We start from the raw sequence: 15,943 nt of genomic DNA, 5'->3' as shown, positions 1-15,943 counted from the left end.
CATGTTCTGCGGCTCGCCCCGCATTGCCAGGCGAATGATAGGGTCGACGCTACGAAACGGGGACACAGCGCCGTCACCCCCGAAAGTAGGTAGTCGTGAGCACATCGACCGAGATGGAATCAGAGACCGAGCTCGTCGCCAGAGCAGTGCGCGAGCTCGCGCAGCGCACCCGGTTCCCGGTCGCCTTCGGCGGCCTGATCGACGAGGGCGTGGTCAGCGTCACCAGCATCGTCGGAAACCGCACGCACAGCCTCGACGGGTTGCGCGTCAGACCCGAACGCGGTCTCGGCGGACGGGCGATGATGGAGCTGCGCCCTCGCATGACGAGCGACTACGGGTCATCGCAGCAGATCACGCACGACTATGACGTGTTCGTGCTCGGCGAGGGCCTCAGGACTCTACTGGCCCTGCCGATCGTCGTGAGCGGCCGTCCCCGAGGAGTCCTGTACGCGGGGGCCTGGGACCGGACACCCGTCGGCGGCGTGACCACGGCGCCGGCGATGCAGGTCGCACAGTCCGTCGCAGAGGAGCTCCGAGTTCGCGACGAGGTGGAACGTCGCCTTCGCTCGGTCACGCCGTCGTCCGCATCCGTCCCCCCGCGCCATCGCGAAGAGCTGCGGGAGAGCTTCGCCGAGCTTCGCAGCATCGCGGCATCCGTCGATGATGCGGATCTTCGGGCGCGCATCGCACAGGTGGAGCAGCGCCTCGTGATGCTCGCGGACGACGCGGTCTCCACCGGCACCGGGCCGATCCCGACGGTTCATCTCTCCCGCCGCGAGACCGATGTGCTCGCCTGCGCCGCCCTCGGCGCGACGAATGCGGAGATCGGCGGGCAGCTCGGCCTTCGCGAGGGCACCGTCAAGGCGTATCTCGGCACGGCGATGTCCAAGCTCGACGCCTCGACCCGCCATGCGGCCGTGGCCAAGGCGCGGCGGGCCGGACTGCTCCCCTGAGTCACGCGCGGCGCTCCGCGGCACAGCGTTGCACAGGCCCTGCCCAGCGCTCAGGGCTATCGTGGATACTGGTCGGTGAACCCCGGCCCCGGACGAGGCAGACCAGTACCCGGTGAGCGAAAAGACTGGTCCGAAAGGACCGTCATGTCGTGGATCGTGCTTATCGTCTCCGGAGTCCTCGAAGCTGTATGGGCGACTGCGCTCGGCAAATCCGAGGGATTCACCAAGCTGTGGCCGAGCATCATATTCGCGGGCGGTCTGATCCTCTCGATGCTCGGGCTCGCATTCGCCATGCGTGATATCGCCACCGGCACCGCCTATGCGGTGTGGGTCGGCATCGGCGCGACTCTGACAGTGGTGTGGGCGATGATCACCGGCGACAGCGACATCTCCTGGCCGCGGATTCTGCTGCTCCTCGGCCTCGTCGGGTGCATCGTCGGCCTGAAATTGATCGACCCTGGTCACGAATAGCACTGCGGGCTCGGATATTCGGCAGTACTGTATTCCCATGGCAAGAAGAATTGTGCACCAGCTGGTTGACGACATCGACGGAAGCATCCTGGAAGTGGGCGAAGGCGAAACGGTCCATTTCTCGCTGAATGGCACTTCTTACGAGATCGATCTGAATTCCGCGCACGCAGAAGAACTGCGCGCGGCATTGGAACCGTATATCTCGGCTGGACGACGGGCCGGCTCGGCGGCCTCGTCGCGGTCAGCAGCACCCCGGAAGCGCGCGGGTCGCAATCCCGAGGTCGCGGCGATCCGCGCCTGGGCGAACGACAACGGCTACACGCTCTCAGAGCGGGGCCGCATTCCCGCCCCGGTCGTCGAGGCGTACAACGCCGCGCACTGACTCAGTCTGAGGTCGCGACTCCGGGTTGAGCCCACGGCTCATCCCGGAGCGTGATCTCCTGGGCCATGTCGGACAGGAACCGGATGACGACGTCACGCTCGTCCGGAGTGAGTCGCGCCGCCGAGTAGAAGCGCTTGGCCTGCTGACGACCCACCGTCTCCATGGCCGCCTGCCGCGTCTCCGGCGTGATGGTGATCGCGAGAGCGCGCCGGTCCGTCGGATGCGGCGCCCGCCGGATATGTCCGCCCTTCTCGAGGCGGTCGAGCAGCTTCGTCGTCGACGCCGTCGATATGCCGAGGTGCGTCGCGATCCCCCCGGGAGTGGCCGTGGCCCCGCGGTTCGCGCACACGATCAGGTAATGCAGTGCGCGCATGTCCGTGTCGTTCAGGCGCATGTAGCGCCGTGAGGCGAGTGACAGCTTCTGCTCCGCGTCGCGGAGCTCACCGAGGGCGCCCATGACGAGCGCGATCTGGCGCAGGTCCTCGGGGTCGACACCTGATCGATCGATCAGAGTGCTCCGCGGATCCGCCGACTCGACGTCGTAGATCGCCGCGTGCGCGAGGCCATCCGGAGAGATCGGGTCCTTGCGAGACAGCACATCGGACGCACCGCTTCCGCGGGGGGTGGCGTCCGGTCCGTCGTGCATGCCATCATGCTACACACGATTGTTTCGTGTTATGTTGATTATTAGCTAAGCTAGCGAAAATCGAGGAGGTTCCCCGTTGGATGAGGTCACCCTCCTCTCTGCAGACGGAGTCGCGATAGGCGTGTTCGCGAAAGACGCGGTACACACCACCGATACTCCTCTTCACCTGGCCTTCTCCTGCCATGTCTTCGACCGGCAGGGGCGTCTTCTCGTGACGCGGCGAGCGCTGACGAAGCGCACCTGGCCCGGCGTCTGGACCAACAGCTTCTGCGGTCACCCCCGCCCGGGTGAGGACATGACACAGGCAGTGCATCGACGCGCGCAGGACGAGCTCGGACTCCGTCTCACCGACATCTCCCTGGTGCTGCCTGACTACCGCTATCGCGCGGTCGACGCGAGCGGGATCGTCGAGAACGAGATCTGCCCCGTGCACGTCGCCATCGCAGACGGCCCCCTCTCCCCCGATCCCGACGAGGTCGCCGAGTGGGCCTGGGTCGATCCGGCCGAGTTCGCCGACGCCGTCATCGGCGCCCCCTTCGCGTACAGCCCCTGGCTCGTGGAGCAGCTGCCCCGGCTGCGCGACCTCGGGGTGGTGTGATCATGACCGCGACCGTGACGCAGACCGCGCCGCGAGAGGACATGAGCACCCGTGTCGAAGAGGTGCTCCGACAGCGCTTCGCCATTCACTGCGAGAACGCCGAGGTGTACGGAGCCGAGTTCGCCGCCCTCTGGCGCGCGACCGCCGACCACGCTCTCGGCGGCAAGCTCGTGCGCCCGCGGCTGCTGCTCGACATCCACCGCGCGCTCGTCCCGACCGCAGGCGAGGACGCGATGATCGGGGCCGTCGACATAGCGACCCATATCGAGCTCCTTCACTATGCCTTCCTCCTTCACGACGACGTCATCGACGGAGACCTGACCCGCCGCAAGCGACCCAACCTGATCGGGCAGCTCGCCGCCGGCACACCCGGCGCCTCCGAGCAGGACGCGCTGCACTGGGCCAGGTCCAGCGCGATCCTGATGGGCGATCTGATGCTCTCGGCCGCGATCATGGGCTTCGCCCGGGCGGATGTGCCGGCGCACACACGAGGACGCCTCCTCGACCTGGTCGAGCAGACGATCCTCGAGACGGTGGCCGGCGAGCACACCGACGTCGCATTGAGCCACGGGATCATCGCCTCCGACGTCGACACCGTCCTGTCGATGAGCGTCTACAAGACGGCCACCTATTCGTTCTCGCTCCCGCTGCGCGCCGCGGCGCTCCTCGCCGACTCCTCCACCTCGGCCGAGAAGACGCTGCAGGCCGTCGGCCGCCACCTGGGTCTCGCCTATCAGCTTCAGGACGACCTGCTCTGCATCTTCGGCGACCACCGGACGCACGGCAAGGACCCCTTCTCCGACCTGAGAGAGGGCAAGGAGACGGCCATCATCGCCTTCGCACGGTCGACGAGCGCCTGGCACGACATCGAACCGCGATTCGGTTCGGCGGATCTCAGCCTGGAGGACGCCACCTCGATGCGCGATCTGCTGCGCGAGTGCGGAGCGGAGCGATTCGTGATCGGCCTCATCGGCGGTCAGCTCGACGCGGTCTACGCGCTGCTGTCCGAGGCGGAGCTCGCCGGCGAGATCAGCTCGGATGCCGCACGGTCGATCCTCGTCTCCACCTCCCGCCTCGAAGGGCGTCACGCATGACCCCGAACCCTCACGACGCATCGGGTGCGAGTCTGGGGCGGTTCAACCGCGCCGCCGACACCGCATCCACCGAGGTCATCCGCACATATTCGACATCCTTCGGACTCGCGACGCGCCTGCTCGGCGAGAGACACCGTCAGCACGTGCGCAACATCTACGCGATGGTGCGCATCGCAGACGAGATCGTCGACGGAGTCGCCGCCCAGGCGGGGCTCGACGAGTCGGCGCAGAGCGGAGCGCTCGCGTCGTACGTCTCGGAGACGCACCGGGCGATGCGCGTGGGGTACAGCACGGACCTCGTCCTGCACGCCTTCGCGCGAACGGCGAGGGAGTGCGGGATCGGCGAAGATCTCACGCAGCCGTTCTTCGACTCGATGGCCGCCGACATCGCTGCGGAGTCGCACTTCACGTCCTACGACGCGGCGGCTCATGAGCGCTACGTCTACGGCTCTGCCGAGGTGGTCGGCTTGATGTGCCTGCGCGTCTTCCTGCGGGACGAGCGGCGCACCGACAGAGAGCTCGAGACCCTGACGCACGGAGCACGGCAGCTCGGTGCGGCATTTCAGAACGTGAACTTCCTGCGCGACCTCGCGGATGACACGGATCGCCTGCAGCGCGGTTACCTCGGCGACGGCGGCCGTCTCACCGACGGCGATCGGGACGAGTGGGTGCGCACGATCACGGCGCAGCTCGATGATGCGGCACGCTCGATCCCGCTGCTGCCCAAGGACTCTCGCGCCGCGGTCCGCAGCGCACTCGCGCTGTTCGCCGCTCTCACGCGCCGGGTCGCGAAGACTCCGGCCTCGAGTCTCTACGAGCAGCGGGTGCGCGTACCCGATCCGGTGAAGGCGATGCTGGCCGCGCGCTCGGTGCTCGTGACCGCGATGGAGCGGAGCCGATGAGCCGGGTAGCGGTCATCGGCGCAGGCGTCGCCGGTCTCGCCGTCGCCGGCCTGCTCGCCCGTGACGGCCACGATGTGACCGTCTACGAGAAGAACGGCCGTGTCGGTGGTCGTGCAGGCACCATCGAACGCGACGGCTTCCGCTTCGACTCCGGGCCCTCGTGGTACCTCATGCCCGAGGTGTTCGATCACTTCTTCGAGATGATGGGCACCTCGACCCAGGAGCAGCTCGATCTGACCCTCCTCGATCCCGGGTATCGCGTATTCCGGGCGCCGCTCGCGGACGGGCGCACGGCGCCGTCCGTCACGGTTCCCACCGGTCGTGACGCGGTCTCGCGCCTCTTCGAGTCGCGCGAGCCCGGCGCCGCACAGGCCCTGGATGCCTACCTCGACTCGGCGCACGACGCCCGTGTGATGGCCGAGCGCTATTTCCTCTACAACCCGTTCACGAGGCTGCGCACGCTGATGACGCCGGAGGTGCTGCGTGCACTCCCCCGTCTCTTCAGCCTGCTGGGCACGCGCCTGCAGTCGTTCGCGGCGCGGCGTTTCCGTGACCCGGTCATCCGGCAGCTGCTCGGGTACCCCGCCGTGTTCCTCGGCACGGACCCCCGCACCGCACCGGCGATGTACCACCTCATGAGCGCTCTCGACCTCGATGAGGGCGTCAGCTACCCCCAGGGCGGATTCTGGCGCGTCGTCGAGCGCATCGCGGAGCTCGCGGAGGCGGCCGGAGCCGAGATCGTGCTGGATGCCGATGTCACGGCGATCAGCACCGGCGTCCGGTCGGGTGCTCCGACCGTCACGGGCATCGAGTGGCGCGACGCCGACGGAATCGCGCACCGGGCCGAGGCGGACATCGTGGTGTCCGGCGCCGATCTCCACCACACCGAGACGGCGCTGCTGCCGCCGCACCTGCGCACCTACCCCGATTCCTGGTGGCAGCAGCGCACGAGCGGTCCCGGCGCCGTGCTGGTGATGCTCGGCATCCGTGGTTCCGTGCCCGAGCTGCCGCATCATTCCCTGTTCTTCACGGAGGACTGGGATGCGAACTTCGACGCGATCTTCGGCGAGGACCCCGAGATCCCCGCACCCGCATCGATCTATGTCTGCCGCCCGAGCGCGACCGACCGCACCGTGGCCCCCGAGGGCCACGAGAACCTGTTCGTGCTCGTGCCGATCCCCGCCGACACGGCGTTGGGAGCGGGCGGCTCCGACGGTGCAGGCTCCGCCGCGATCGAGGAGGCCGCGGATGCGGCGATCGACCAGATCGCGAGCTGGGCCGGCATCCACGACCTGCGTGAGCGCATCGTGGTGCGCGAGACCAAGGGCCCCGCGGACTTCCTCGAGGACTACAACTCGTGGCGCGGCGGGATGCTGGGGCCGGCGCACATCCTGTCCCAGAGCGCGATGTTCCGTGCTCAGAACGAGTCGCGCCAGGTGTCGCGCCTGTACTACGCGGGTGCCACGACCGCGCCGGGCGTGGGGGTCCCGATGTGCCTCATCAGCGCGGAGATCGTCCTCAAGCGCATCCGCGGCGACCATTCCAGCGGCCCTCTCGATGTCGCGGCCCCGGCAGGGTCCACCCGCGGGGAATCCTGATGGGCTTCCTGTACCTCGCGCTCCTGCTCATCACGCTCGGCTGCATGCTGCTGCTCGACCGGCGGTTCCGGCTCTTCTTCTGGAGCGACGCGGTGACCGCGGCGATCGTCACGGCGATCGGATTCGCCTTCTTCCTCGCGTGGGACGTCGCCGGCATCGTCGGAGGGATCTTCTTCCGGGGCGAGGCCGCCGTCGCGACGGGGATCGTCCTCGCCCCCGAGCTCCCCATCGAAGAACCTGTCTTCCTGCTCTTCCTTGTCGTCTGCACCATGGTCGTCTACACCGGGGCTGTGCGGATCCTCACCCGACTGCGCCGACGCCCGGTGGAGGTCGCATCGTGACCTACATCGAGCTCTCCGCATGGTTCGTCGGCGTCGCCGTCGTGGCGGCCGTCGTTCTCTCCGTGGTCGCTGGTCGGAACAGAGCCCTTCTCGGCGCGATCGCCGCGACCGTCGTCGTGCTCTTCCTCCTCACCGCCGTCTTCGACACCGTCATGATCGCCACCGGACTGTTCCACTACTCCCCCGATCACCTCCTCGGGGTGCACATCGGTCTCGCACCGCTCGAGGACTTCGCCTATCCGCTCGCAGGGGCCGTGCTGCTGCCGACCCTGTGGGCAGCGCTGCGCGCACGTCGACGCGGGCGCGCCGGCCTCCGAGGCGCCGAGGAGGATCCCTCGTGAGCTCCTCGACCCGCGGATCCACCGGTCGCGACGCCCGGCAGATCGTCCTCTCCTCCCGCCCCATCAGCTGGATCAACACGGCATTCCCCTTCGCGGCCGCCTACCTCCTCAGCACGCGCGAGATCGACCTGACGCTGATCATCGGCACCCTCTACTTCCTCGTGCCGTACAACCTGGCCATGTACGGCATCAACGACGTGTTCGATTACGCGTCCGACCTCGCCAACCCGCGCAAGGGCGGGATCGAGGGCGCGCTTCTCGCCCCCCGCATACACCGCGCGACCCTGTGGGCGGCGGTCGTGACGAACGTCCCGTTCCTGGTCTACCTCGTGGCGGTCGGGAATCCCGCATCCTGGCTCTGGCTCGCGATCAGCGTGTTCGCGGTGATCGCCTACTCCGCACCCGGGCTCCGGTTCAAAGAGCGGCCGTTCCTGGATTCGACGACCTCGAGCCTGCACTTCGTCACTCCGGCGATCGTGGGGCTGACCCTCGCCGAGGGAGCCGTCACCTCGACAGCGGTCATCGTGCTGCTCGCGTTCTTCCTGTGGGGCATGGCGGCGCACGCCTTCGGAGCGGTGCAGGACATCGCACCCGACCGCGAAGGGGGCATCGGCTCGATCGCGACCGTGATCGGAGCACGGGCGACCGTTCGGCTGTCGATCGCACTGTGGGCACTCGCCGGCATCGCCATGCTGTTCACGTCCTGGCCGGCACCCTTGGGCGCCGCACTCGCGCTGCCGTACATCGTCAACGCCGCACCCTGGTGGAACGTCACCGACGACACATCGGCGGGGACCAACCGCGCGTGGCGGCGCTTCATCTTCCTCAACTACTTCGCCGGGTTCCTCGCGACGATGATCCTCATCCTCGCCTGGGTCTCCTGACGCACCCCGATCCCCTGCACCTTCCGAGAGGAATCTGATGTCCACCCCTGAGCACGCGCCCACCCCGCCGACCCGAGAGCGCACGCGTCGGCACTCCTGGGCGCGCGTCTTCATCCCCGTCGCCCTCATCCTCATCTGGCTGGTGGGCGCAGGGCTCGGCGGCCCGCTGTTCGGCAAGGTCGACGAGGTCTCATCGAACGATCAGACGAGCTACCTGCCTGAGTCGGCCGATGCGACGCAGGTGCAGAAGCTCCTCGGCGAGTTCAACGACAGCGATGCCATTCCGGCGATCGCGGTGTTCGTCGCCGATGACGAGCTGTCGGAGTCAGACCTCCAGACCATCTCGGATGCGGTGGCCGACGCGCCCTCCGTCGAGGGCGTCAGCGAAGACGTCTCTCCCGCTCTGACGTCGGACGACGGCAAGGCCGTCCAGGCGTTCATCCCGATCGAGGGCGACGCGGAACTCGCCGACGCGATCGATGCACTCGGCACTCAGCTGCGGGATGCCGCGCCTGACGGCGTCACCGTCTACATCACGGGTCCCGCAGGATTCAGCGCCGACCTCGTCGCCGGGTTCGCCGGCATCGACGGCCTCCTCCTGGGCGTGGCCCTGCTCGCGGTGCTCGTCATCCTCGTGCTGGTCTACCGCTCGTTCCTGCTGCCGATCGTCGTGCTCTCGACGAGCCTCTTCGCACTCTGCGTCGCGCTCCTCGTGGTCTGGTGGCTGGCGAAGTTCGAGGTGCTGCTGCTCAGCGGCCAGACCCAGGGCATCCTCTTCATCCTGGTCATCGGAGCGGCCACCGACTACGCGCTGCTCTTCGTGGCGCGGTTCCGCGAAGAGCTGCGCGTCACCCGAGACAAGGGGGCCGCCGTGCTGGCGGCCTGGAAGGGCTCCTTCGAGCCGATCGTGGCCTCCGGCGGGACTGTCATCGCCGGACTGCTCTGTCTGCTGCTCAGCGACCTCAAGTCGAACAGCACCCTCGGTCCGGTGGCCGCCATCGGCATCGTGTTCGCGATGCTCGCCGCGCTCACACTGCTGCCGGCTCTCCTGCTGTTGTTCGGCCGCGCGGTGTTCTGGCCCCGTCGCCCGAAGTTCGAGCCCGAGGTCGTCGCTGACGAGCACGGCATGCGCAAGACGGGCCTGTGGGCACGGCTCGCGAACCTCATCACCCGCCGCCCTCGCGTCATCTGGATCGTGACGACCCTGGTGCTGCTCGCCGGCGCTTCGGGCGTCCTGCAGCTGAACGCCGTCGGCGTGCCCCAGTCCGATCTCGTGCTCGGCGCGTCCGAGGCGCGCGACGGTCAGGTGGCTCTGGGCGAGCACTTCCCCGGCGGCTCCGGCAGTCCCGTGTACGTGGTCGTCGCGGAGGACGAGCTGCAGGATGCCGCCGACGTGCTGCTGGCCGACGATGGAATCGACGGGGTCTCTGTCACGGCCGCTGACTCGCCGAGCGGTTCGGCGCCGGTCACGGAAGACGGCCTGGTCGCCGTCGGCCCTCCCGGGACCCCGGTGCCCGAGCCCACCGTCGTCGACGGAGACGTTCTTCTTCAGGGCACTCTGACCGACGCGGCCGACTCTGACGCGGCTGCCGCGACGGTGCGGGATCTGCGCACCCAGCTGGACGAGCTCGATGCTCTGGTCGGCGGAGTGACGGCGACCGCGATCGACACGAACGACGCCTCGATCCATGACCGCAACCTGATCATCCCGGTCGTCCTGGTCGTGATCATGCTGATCCTGATGCTGCTGCTGCGGTCGATCCTCGCGCCGGTGCTGCTCATCATCACCACGGTGCTGTCGTTCGGCACGGCGATGGGCGTCTCGGCACTGGTCTTCAACGGAGTGTTCGACTTCCCCGGTGCCGATCCTGCGGTTCCGCTCTACGGATTCGTGTTCCTCGTGGCACTCGGCATCGACTACAACATCTTCCTGATGACGAGGGTGCGCGAGGAGTCGCTCGAGCACGGCACACGCGAAGGCGTGCTTCGCGGACTCTCGATCACCGGCGGCGTGATCACGTCTGCGGGTCTCGTGCTCGCAGCGACCTTCGCCGCCCTGTCGGTGATCCCGATCCTGTTCCTCGCGCAGCTCGCGTTCATCGTCGCGTTCGGAGTGCTGCTCGACACCTTCGTGGTGCGCTCGCTGCTCGTGCCGGCACTCGCCTACGACCTGGGTCGAGTGATCTGGTGGCCATCGAAGCTGTGGCGCAACGGCCGTGACTGAGATGTGCCCTCGACTGGATTCGAACCAGCGACCTGCCCTTTAGGAGAGGGCTGCTCTATCCTGCTGAGCTACGGGGGCGAGGATTCCATTCTAGAGGAAGCCCCGCCCCCGCCTTCCGTTCACGCGGCGAGTGCCAGGTACGGCTCCCATCGCGGGTCGCTCCGCTCCGTGCCGCGGACCGTCCACGCCGTCCCGTGCGGAGGACGAGGTGCGAACCTCAGTTCCCAGCGCATCTCCTGCGGCGTGCGGTCGCTCTTGGTGTTGTTGCAGCGCAGGCAGCACGCGACGAGGTTCTCCCACGAATCAGCCCCTCCCCGCGAACGCGGCATCACGTGGTCGATGGTCGAGGCGGCCTTGCCGCAGTAGCCGCAGCGGTGGTTGTCACGGCGGAGGACGCCCCGCCGTGTGACCGGGACGCGTCTGCTGATCGGAATGCGCACATACCGCGAGAGGACGATGACGGCAGGACGGTCGTAGACGCCGTGACTGCCCCAGACGGGGTCGTCCTCGACACGTTCGATGACCGTCGCCTTGTCGTTCATGACCAGGACCAGGGCTCTCTTGAACGACACGATCGCGAGCGGTTCGTATCCTGCGTTCAGTACAAGTGTGCGCATCGTCATCCTCTCGATCCGCCGGGACGGCTTCCCGGCACTCTCGACTCACACGAAGCCGCACAGGACGGAAGCGTTCGCGGGGATGAAAAAAGGCGCTGTCTACAGACAGCGCCTCATGCGCACGGCAAGACCGTGGCGTCCCTGCGGACGATGCAGAAGGACGTGACGACCGAGGGCATCCATGGTTCGGATGTTCGGTATTCGCTCCATCAGCTTCTCCCGACTATGCGACAACGGGTTCAGGCTAACCCATCAGCAGCACAGGAGGGTCAAACTGCGGGTGAACGCACGAAGGCGTGTCCGCGAGAGAAAGATGGAGGTGCGAGCAATCAGCCCGCGTTGGCGCCGAGCCAGGCGATCGGCTCCATGAGGCCGCCGTTGACCCAGACCTCGAAGTGCAGGTGGTTGGCGGTCGAGCGTCCGGTGCTGCCGACGAAGCCGATGAGCTGTCCGGCGGCGACGGTCTGCCCCGCCTGGACCTGACGCGAACCGTAGATCATGTGACCATAGGTCGTCTGCACGCGCTGACCGCCCACGACGCTGTCGAGCATGACGGCGACGCCGTATCCGCCGATGCTCTCGGCAGAGGCACGGACGACGCCCGCAGCCGCAGCGTAGATCGGGGTTCCGGCCGGGGCGAGCATGTCGGCACCCTGGTGGGCGCCGCCGACGGTGCGGCTGACGTTGTAGGAACCCTGGGGAAGCGGGTACCGGACCTCGCCGGAACCGGGCGACACCAGCGCGTAGCGACCGATGTCGAAGCTGGTGTTCGACGCAGAGGCGACGGAGGCTGCAGCGGCGGCCGCGCGGGCCTTTGCGGCCTCTTCGGCCTTCTTCTTCTCGATCTCGTCCGGAGTCGTGGCGCTGAAGGTACCGCGACTCAGCGGAGCGGCGGTCGCGTCGGACGCGACGACCAGAGACTGGGCGTCGACAGCAGCGAGCTGCTGGACGGTCGCCGCGGTCTCTGCCGGCTTCGATGCGGCGTAGGCGGGAAGAGCGACAGCAGCGACGAGAGCACCGACGGCCCCGAAGATGGCGATCGAACGCAAGGGCTTAACGACCTTGCGAGCGTCGACGCGGCTGCGAGAGCTGCGGGCGACTGCTCGATCTTCAGTTGTCTTCTCGGGCGATTCGATGTCTTTGGCCAAAACTTAGTCCTCCTGCGCCTGCACGCTCGGGAAGCGCTGGCTCGTCGGCACTCTGCTCTCGTGGCACGTATGTAGCTCGGGTACGTTGTGCGGTCTGACCGGGAGGTCGACGAGCCTGGAAGGCGAATCCTCTCGGGTGTCGTCAGCGGGCTTCTTCGACGACTCGTCCGAGGTTACCGGAAGATAACGATCCTGTCACCCTGCGAACCTGGCAATCCTCGGAGAGGCGGAATCACGCGGATGTCGGGCCCTTCGGCCTCGAAGTTCAGGCGGGCTCGCCGACCAGGAAGATGTGCGAGGCGAGTTCGACGGGGAGCTCCAGACCGTCTTCCTTGCCCTCCATCTGGATGAGCACGTAGCCCTCGTTGAAGCGATAGTCGCCCTTCGCACCGGGAACCACGCCTGCGTCTCGCAGCTGCTCGAGCAGCTCCGGGTCGACCTGAGCGGGCTCGGCGAGACGGCGGACGGTGCCATCGATCGGAGCGCCGGCGGCGTTCAGCTTCTGCACGAGCCCGATGACGCCCTCGTCGAACGTGCGCGCAGGCGCGTCGCCGAGCTGGTCGAGGCCCGGGATCGGGTTGCCGTACGGGGACTCCGTGGGGTGGCCGAGCAACTCGACGAGACGACGCTCGACCTGCTCGCTCATCACGTGCTCCCAGCGGCACGCCTCTTCGTGGACGAACGCCCAGTCGAGGCCGATCACGTCGGAGAGGAGGCGCTCGGCGAGGCGGTGCTTGCGCATGACGTTGACCGCCTTGCGACGACCGGCGTCGGTGAGTTCGAGGGTGCGGTCTTCGGAGACGACGACGAGGCCGTCGCGCTCCATGCGCCCGACCGTCTGCGAGACCGTCGGACCCGAGTGGCCGAGCCGCTCGGAGATACGCGCACGCAGCGGCACGATGTTCTCCTCCTCGAGTTCGAGGATGGTGCGGAGGTACATCTCCGTGGTGTCGATCAAGTCCGTCATGTGGCCCTCCGGGTCTTCTTAGGCAAGCCTACATTCCCGCGCGGACATCAGGGCGTCATGCGGTGAAGGACCCGGGGGCCCACGCCGTAGAATCAACGCATGGCGATCGAGATTCCCCGTGACCTCCTGCCCGCTGACGGCCGCTTCGGCTGCGGTCCCTCGAAGGTGCGCACCGAGCAGCTCGATGCGCTGCTCGCCGCAGGTCCGACGTTGCTCGGCACCTCGCACCGACAGGCACCCGTCAAGAACCTGGTGGGCAGCGTCCGCGAGCAGCTCGCAGCACTCTTCCGCCTTCCCGAGGGATACGAGATCATCGTCGGCAACGGCGGCTCGACGGCGTTCTGGGACGCCGCCGCCTTCGGCCTGATCGAGCGCCGCAGCCAGAATCTGGTGTTCGGGGAGTTCGGCGGCAAGTTCGCCGCCGCCGCTGCCGCACCGTGGCTCGAGGCGCCGGATGTGCGCAAGTCCGAGCCGGGCTCGCGCACCGCTGCAGAGGTCGTCGACGGCATCGACGTCTACGCCTGGCCGCACAACGAGACGTCGACCGGCGTCTCGGCACCGATCGAGCGCGTGGTCGCCGACGGCGCTCTGACCGTCATCGACGCGACCAGCGCGGCCGGTGGCATCGACTTCGACGCCTCTCAGGCGGACGTCTACTACTTCGCGCCGCAGAAGAACCTCGGCTCCGACGGGGGCCTGTGGTTCGCCGCGGTGTCGCCCGCCGCCGTCGACCGCATCGAGCGCATCGCCGCTTCGGGTCGGTACATCCCGGAGTTCCTCAGCTTGAAGAACGCCGTCGACAACTCCCGACTCAACCAGACGCTGAACACTCCCGCACTGACGACGCTGCACCTGCTCGACAGCCAGCTCAGCTGGATCCTGTCGAACGGCGGCCTCGCCTGGGCCGGCGCCCGCACGGCGGAGTCGTCCGGCATCCTCTACGACTGGGCGGCCGCCTCCACGGTGGCGACCCCGTTCGTCACGGACGCGGCGCACCGGTCACCGGTCGTCGTGACCATCGACTTCGACGACCGCGTCGATGCGGCGGCGGTCGCCAAGACCCTGCGCGCCAACGGCATCGTCGACACCGAGCCGTACCGCAAGCTCGGTCGCAACCAGCTGCGCGTCGCGACCTTCGTCTCGATCGAACCGGACGACATCCGACAGCTCACCCGCTCTCTCGACTACGTCCTCGGGCAGCAGGGCGCCTGACACCCACCGACGAAGACGAAAGGGGCCGCGTGCGAACGCGGCCCCTTTTCTCATTCGTCCCGTGGACGATCATTCCTCGTCGTCGGAGTCCTCGTCGTCGTCGGAGTCGTCGGAGTCGTCGGAGTCGTCGGAGTCGTCATCCTCGTCGTCGGAGTCGTCATCCTCGTCGGAGACGTCGTCCTCGTCGTCATCCGACTCGTCCTCGTCGTCGTCGTCCGCGTCGTCGTCGTCCGCGGCGGCGGAGTCGTCGAGCTCGTCGATGTCGACTCCGTCGAGGTCACCGGCGTGCAGCTCTCGCGGCTCCGCGGCCAGTTCGTCCTCATCGATGTCGTCATCGTCGTCGTCGTCGAGTTCATCGTCGTCGAGGTCATCGCCGTCGAGATCGTCATCGGAGTCGTCGTCCTCGACCGATGCGGCATCCTCGTCGTCCGCGGCGGCCGCGGCCGCCTGCTCCGCGAGCTCCACCTGGTGGGCGCGGTACTCGGCGAGGCGTTCGGCCCACGGCACCCATTCGGGTGCGAGCAGGGCGCCGTCGCCCGGCAGCAGCTCGAGCTCGAGCACCGTCGGCTCCTCATCATCGACGCGAGCGACCGTGACGGTCCAGAACCAGCCGGGGTATCCGGGGAGTCGGTTCTCGAAGCGCAGCGAGACCGAGCCGTCCTCCTCGGGGAGATAGTCGGCTGCGGGTCCGACGGTCGACGCCGGAGTGATCTCGTGCAGGGCGGCGAGCGCGAGATCGTGAGCGTCGATCAGACGCTGGTCCGCCTCAGGCTTCGAGGTCATCGGCTACCTTGCGCAGAACTGCCGCGATCTTGCGGCCTTGTGCAGACGAGGGGTAGCGGCCGCGACGCAGGTCGCCGCCCATTCCGTCGAGGAGCTTCACGAGATCCTCGACGATGATCGCCATGTCGTCCGCGGGCTTGCGCTTCGCCTTCGCGAGGCTCGGCGGCGCTTCGAGCACCCGGACGGACAGCGCCTGGAGGCCGCGCTTGCCGTCGGCGACACCGAACTCCACGCGTGCACCCGCCTTCACAGCGGCGCCGGCCGGCAGAGCGGAGGCGTGCAGGAAGACGTCCTGGCCGTCATCGGCGGCGATGAAGCCGAAACCCTTGTCTTCGTCGTAGAACCTGACCTTGCCGGTGGGCATGGAAGAAACCTCGCTGAGTCGGTGTGGAGCTGGATGGGACGCACGTGTGCGGCCACCCCCAGCCTACCGGTCGCCGGGCACGGAATCCGTAGGTCACGATGCGGAACCGTGCCACCCCGCAACGACTAGGCTGAGACGGATGAGCACCAAGAGTCCCGAACCTGAGGTTCCCGTTCGCCGCATCGATCGCATTCTGGCGTTCACGGCACTCGGACTCGCTGCGGCGTCCATCATCTGCTTCTTCGCGATCATCATCGGCACAGCGGTCGGCATGCAGCAGGAGGACTTCGGTTCAGGCGCATGGCCGTTCATCGCCGCGATCCCCTACTGGGGGCTCCCCGCCGCCTTCGTCATGATCATCGTGCTCCTCGCCATGAGCTTCATCCGCAAGGGGCGCGCGGCATCGCGGCCCTGAGGT

General features: G+C 67.8%; 19 protein-coding genes, 1 tRNA gene and 1 riboswitch. Of the genes, 13 read left to right on the top strand and 7 right to left on the bottom strand.

Annotated features, from left to right (window positions below):
- Positions 1–95: 95 nt before the first annotated feature.
- From ACZZZQ_RS13230 to ACZZZQ_RS13220, 3 genes are all read left to right on the top strand, one after another.
- Positions 96–953 carry a LuxR C-terminal-related transcriptional regulator gene (locus tag ACZZZQ_RS13230; RefSeq protein ID WP_053097217.1) on the top strand — a complete coding sequence of 286 codons (858 nt, stop codon included), beginning with the start codon at positions 96–98 and terminating at the stop codon, positions 951–953.
- Between the two features lie 66 nt (positions 954–1,019).
- Positions 1,020–1,087, top strand: a riboswitch (guanidine-III (ykkC-III) riboswitch).
- A 10-nt stretch (positions 1,088–1,097) separates the two neighbouring features.
- Positions 1,098–1,424, top strand: a complete 327-nt coding sequence (locus tag ACZZZQ_RS13225; protein WP_053097219.1) for a DMT family transporter — start codon at positions 1,098–1,100, stop codon at positions 1,422–1,424.
- A gap of 37 nt (positions 1,425–1,461) precedes the next feature.
- Positions 1,462–1,806 (top strand): histone-like nucleoid-structuring protein Lsr2, encoded by a 345-nt coding sequence (locus ACZZZQ_RS13220; protein ID WP_053097221.1) that lies wholly within the window; start codon positions 1,462–1,464, stop codon positions 1,804–1,806.
- Position 1,807: 1 nt separating this feature from the next.
- On the opposite strand, the gene ACZZZQ_RS13215 is transcribed toward ACZZZQ_RS13220, so the two are convergent.
- Positions 1,808–2,452 (bottom strand): MarR family winged helix-turn-helix transcriptional regulator, encoded by a 645-nt coding sequence (locus ACZZZQ_RS13215; protein ID WP_082297860.1) that lies wholly within the window; start codon positions 2,450–2,452, stop codon positions 1,808–1,810.
- Positions 2,453–2,528: 76 nt separating this feature from the next.
- Here ACZZZQ_RS13215 and idi point away from each other — a divergent pair, with 76 nt between their 5' ends.
- From idi to ACZZZQ_RS13175, 8 genes are read left to right on the top strand one after another with little or no spacing between them, the layout of a single operon-like run.
- A complete protein-coding gene (gene idi / locus ACZZZQ_RS13210) occupies positions 2,529–3,050 on the top strand; it encodes an isopentenyl-diphosphate Delta-isomerase (RefSeq protein ID WP_056279923.1) in 522 nt (173 codons plus the stop codon).
- 2 nt (positions 3,051–3,052) lie between these two features.
- Positions 3,053–4,144, top strand: a complete 1,092-nt coding sequence (locus ACZZZQ_RS13205; protein WP_463507728.1) for a polyprenyl synthetase family protein — start codon at positions 3,053–3,055, stop codon at positions 4,142–4,144.
- Complete coding sequence (locus ACZZZQ_RS13200; protein WP_363521423.1) at positions 4,141–5,046, top strand: phytoene/squalene synthase family protein; 906 nt, start codon at positions 4,141–4,143, stop codon at positions 5,044–5,046. Before ACZZZQ_RS13205 ends, ACZZZQ_RS13200 begins: the two co-directional genes overlap by 4 nt.
- A complete protein-coding gene (gene crtI / locus ACZZZQ_RS13195) occupies positions 5,043–6,644 on the top strand; it encodes a phytoene desaturase family protein (RefSeq protein ID WP_463507727.1) in 1,602 nt (533 codons plus the stop codon). Before ACZZZQ_RS13200 ends, crtI begins: the two co-directional genes overlap by 4 nt.
- A complete protein-coding gene (locus ACZZZQ_RS13190; RefSeq protein ID WP_295104009.1) occupies positions 6,644–6,985 on the top strand; it encodes a lycopene cyclase domain-containing protein in 342 nt (113 codons plus the stop codon). Before crtI ends, ACZZZQ_RS13190 begins: the two co-directional genes overlap by 1 nt.
- A complete protein-coding gene (locus ACZZZQ_RS13185; RefSeq protein WP_463507726.1) occupies positions 6,982–7,326 on the top strand; it encodes a lycopene cyclase domain-containing protein in 345 nt (114 codons plus the stop codon). Before ACZZZQ_RS13190 ends, ACZZZQ_RS13185 begins: the two co-directional genes overlap by 4 nt.
- Complete coding sequence (locus tag ACZZZQ_RS13180) at positions 7,323–8,210, top strand: prenyltransferase (protein ID WP_056279918.1); 888 nt, start codon at positions 7,323–7,325, stop codon at positions 8,208–8,210. The genes ACZZZQ_RS13185 and ACZZZQ_RS13180 overlap by 4 nt, the downstream gene beginning before the upstream one ends.
- Before the next feature lie 37 nt (positions 8,211–8,247).
- The gene (locus ACZZZQ_RS13175; protein ID WP_053097235.1) at positions 8,248–10,434 is read left to right on the top strand and encodes an MMPL family transporter; all 2,187 of its coding nucleotides are present in this window, start codon (positions 8,248–8,250) and stop codon (positions 10,432–10,434) included.
- A 4-nt stretch (positions 10,435–10,438) separates the two neighbouring features.
- Here the strand turns inward: ACZZZQ_RS13175 and ACZZZQ_RS13170 are convergent.
- From ACZZZQ_RS13170 to ACZZZQ_RS13155, 4 genes are all read right to left on the bottom strand, one after another.
- Positions 10,439–10,512, bottom strand: a tRNA-Arg gene (locus tag ACZZZQ_RS13170).
- Positions 10,513–10,553: 41 nt separating this feature from the next.
- Positions 10,554–11,051, bottom strand: coding sequence for an HNH endonuclease (locus ACZZZQ_RS13165; protein WP_053099198.1), 498 nt, complete (start codon positions 11,049–11,051; stop codon positions 10,554–10,556).
- A gap of 329 nt (positions 11,052–11,380) precedes the next feature.
- Positions 11,381–12,100 carry a M23 family metallopeptidase gene (locus tag ACZZZQ_RS13160; protein ID WP_053099199.1) on the bottom strand — a complete coding sequence of 240 codons (720 nt, stop codon included), beginning with the start codon at positions 12,098–12,100 and terminating at the stop codon, positions 11,381–11,383.
- Positions 12,101–12,464: 364 nt separating this feature from the next.
- The gene (locus ACZZZQ_RS13155) at positions 12,465–13,166 is read right to left on the bottom strand and encodes a metal-dependent transcriptional regulator (protein ID WP_053097237.1); all 702 of its coding nucleotides are present in this window, start codon (positions 13,164–13,166) and stop codon (positions 12,465–12,467) included.
- 99 nt (positions 13,167–13,265) lie between these two features.
- On the opposite strand from ACZZZQ_RS13155, the gene serC reads away from it, so the two are divergent.
- Entirely contained in the window at positions 13,266–14,378 is a 1,113-nt protein-coding gene (gene serC, locus ACZZZQ_RS13150; RefSeq protein ID WP_463507725.1) for a phosphoserine transaminase, read from the top strand.
- A gap of 69 nt (positions 14,379–14,447) precedes the next feature.
- Here serC and ACZZZQ_RS13145 read toward each other — a convergent pair whose 3' ends face one another.
- A complete protein-coding gene (locus tag ACZZZQ_RS13145; protein ID WP_463507724.1) occupies positions 14,448–15,161 on the bottom strand; it encodes a DUF3027 domain-containing protein in 714 nt (237 codons plus the stop codon).
- Positions 15,145–15,525, bottom strand: a complete 381-nt coding sequence (locus ACZZZQ_RS13140; RefSeq protein ID WP_053097241.1) for a cold-shock protein — start codon at positions 15,523–15,525, stop codon at positions 15,145–15,147. Before ACZZZQ_RS13140 ends, ACZZZQ_RS13145 begins: the two co-directional genes overlap by 17 nt.
- Before the next feature lie 139 nt (positions 15,526–15,664).
- On the opposite strand from ACZZZQ_RS13140, the gene ACZZZQ_RS13135 reads away from it, so the two are divergent.
- Positions 15,665–15,940, top strand: a complete 276-nt coding sequence (locus ACZZZQ_RS13135; protein ID WP_053097244.1) for a hypothetical protein — start codon at positions 15,665–15,667, stop codon at positions 15,938–15,940.
- The last annotated feature ends 3 nt before the right edge of the window (positions 15,941–15,943 follow it).

The organism is Microbacterium sp. AC132, assembly GCF_979258525.1.
The sequence above is the reverse complement of the archived record's forward strand: the minus strand, read 5'-3'. Positions and strand labels throughout refer to the sequence as shown.

What these genes read in the sequence shown, in the direction of transcription:
- ACZZZQ_RS13225 (WP_053097219.1), top strand. Translation starts at nt 1,098, where the DNA reads ATGTCGTGGATCGTGCTTATCGTCTCCGGAGTCCTCGAAGCTGTATGG.
- ACZZZQ_RS13220 (WP_053097221.1), top strand. Translation starts at nt 1,462, where the DNA reads ATGGCAAGAAGAATTGTGCACCAGCTGGTTGACGACATCGACGGAAGC.
- ACZZZQ_RS13215 (WP_082297860.1), bottom strand. Translation starts at nt 2,452, where the DNA reads ATGCACGACGGACCGGACGCCACCCCCCGCGGAAGCGGTGCGTCCGAT.
- ACZZZQ_RS13205 (WP_463507728.1), top strand. Translation starts at nt 3,053, where the DNA reads ATGACCGCGACCGTGACGCAGACCGCGCCGCGAGAGGACATGAGCACC.
- ACZZZQ_RS13200 (WP_363521423.1), top strand. Translation starts at nt 4,141, where the DNA reads ATGACCCCGAACCCTCACGACGCATCGGGTGCGAGTCTGGGGCGGTTC.
- crtI (WP_463507727.1), top strand. Translation starts at nt 5,043, where the DNA reads ATGAGCCGGGTAGCGGTCATCGGCGCAGGCGTCGCCGGTCTCGCCGTC.
- ACZZZQ_RS13190 (WP_295104009.1), top strand. Translation starts at nt 6,644, where the DNA reads ATGGGCTTCCTGTACCTCGCGCTCCTGCTCATCACGCTCGGCTGCATG.
- ACZZZQ_RS13175 (WP_053097235.1), top strand. Translation starts at nt 8,248, where the DNA reads ATGTCCACCCCTGAGCACGCGCCCACCCCGCCGACCCGAGAGCGCACG.
- ACZZZQ_RS13165 (WP_053099198.1), bottom strand. Translation starts at nt 11,051, where the DNA reads ATGCGCACACTTGTACTGAACGCAGGATACGAACCGCTCGCGATCGTG.
- ACZZZQ_RS13155 (WP_053097237.1), bottom strand. Translation starts at nt 13,166, where the DNA reads ATGACGGACTTGATCGACACCACGGAGATGTACCTCCGCACCATCCTC.
- serC (WP_463507725.1), top strand. Translation starts at nt 13,266, where the DNA reads ATGGCGATCGAGATTCCCCGTGACCTCCTGCCCGCTGACGGCCGCTTC.
- ACZZZQ_RS13145 (WP_463507724.1), bottom strand. Translation starts at nt 15,161, where the DNA reads ATGACCTCGAAGCCTGAGGCGGACCAGCGTCTGATCGACGCTCACGAT.
- ACZZZQ_RS13140 (WP_053097241.1), bottom strand. Translation starts at nt 15,525, where the DNA reads ATGCCCACCGGCAAGGTCAGGTTCTACGACGAAGACAAGGGTTTCGGC.
- ACZZZQ_RS13135 (WP_053097244.1), top strand. Translation starts at nt 15,665, where the DNA reads ATGAGCACCAAGAGTCCCGAACCTGAGGTTCCCGTTCGCCGCATCGAT.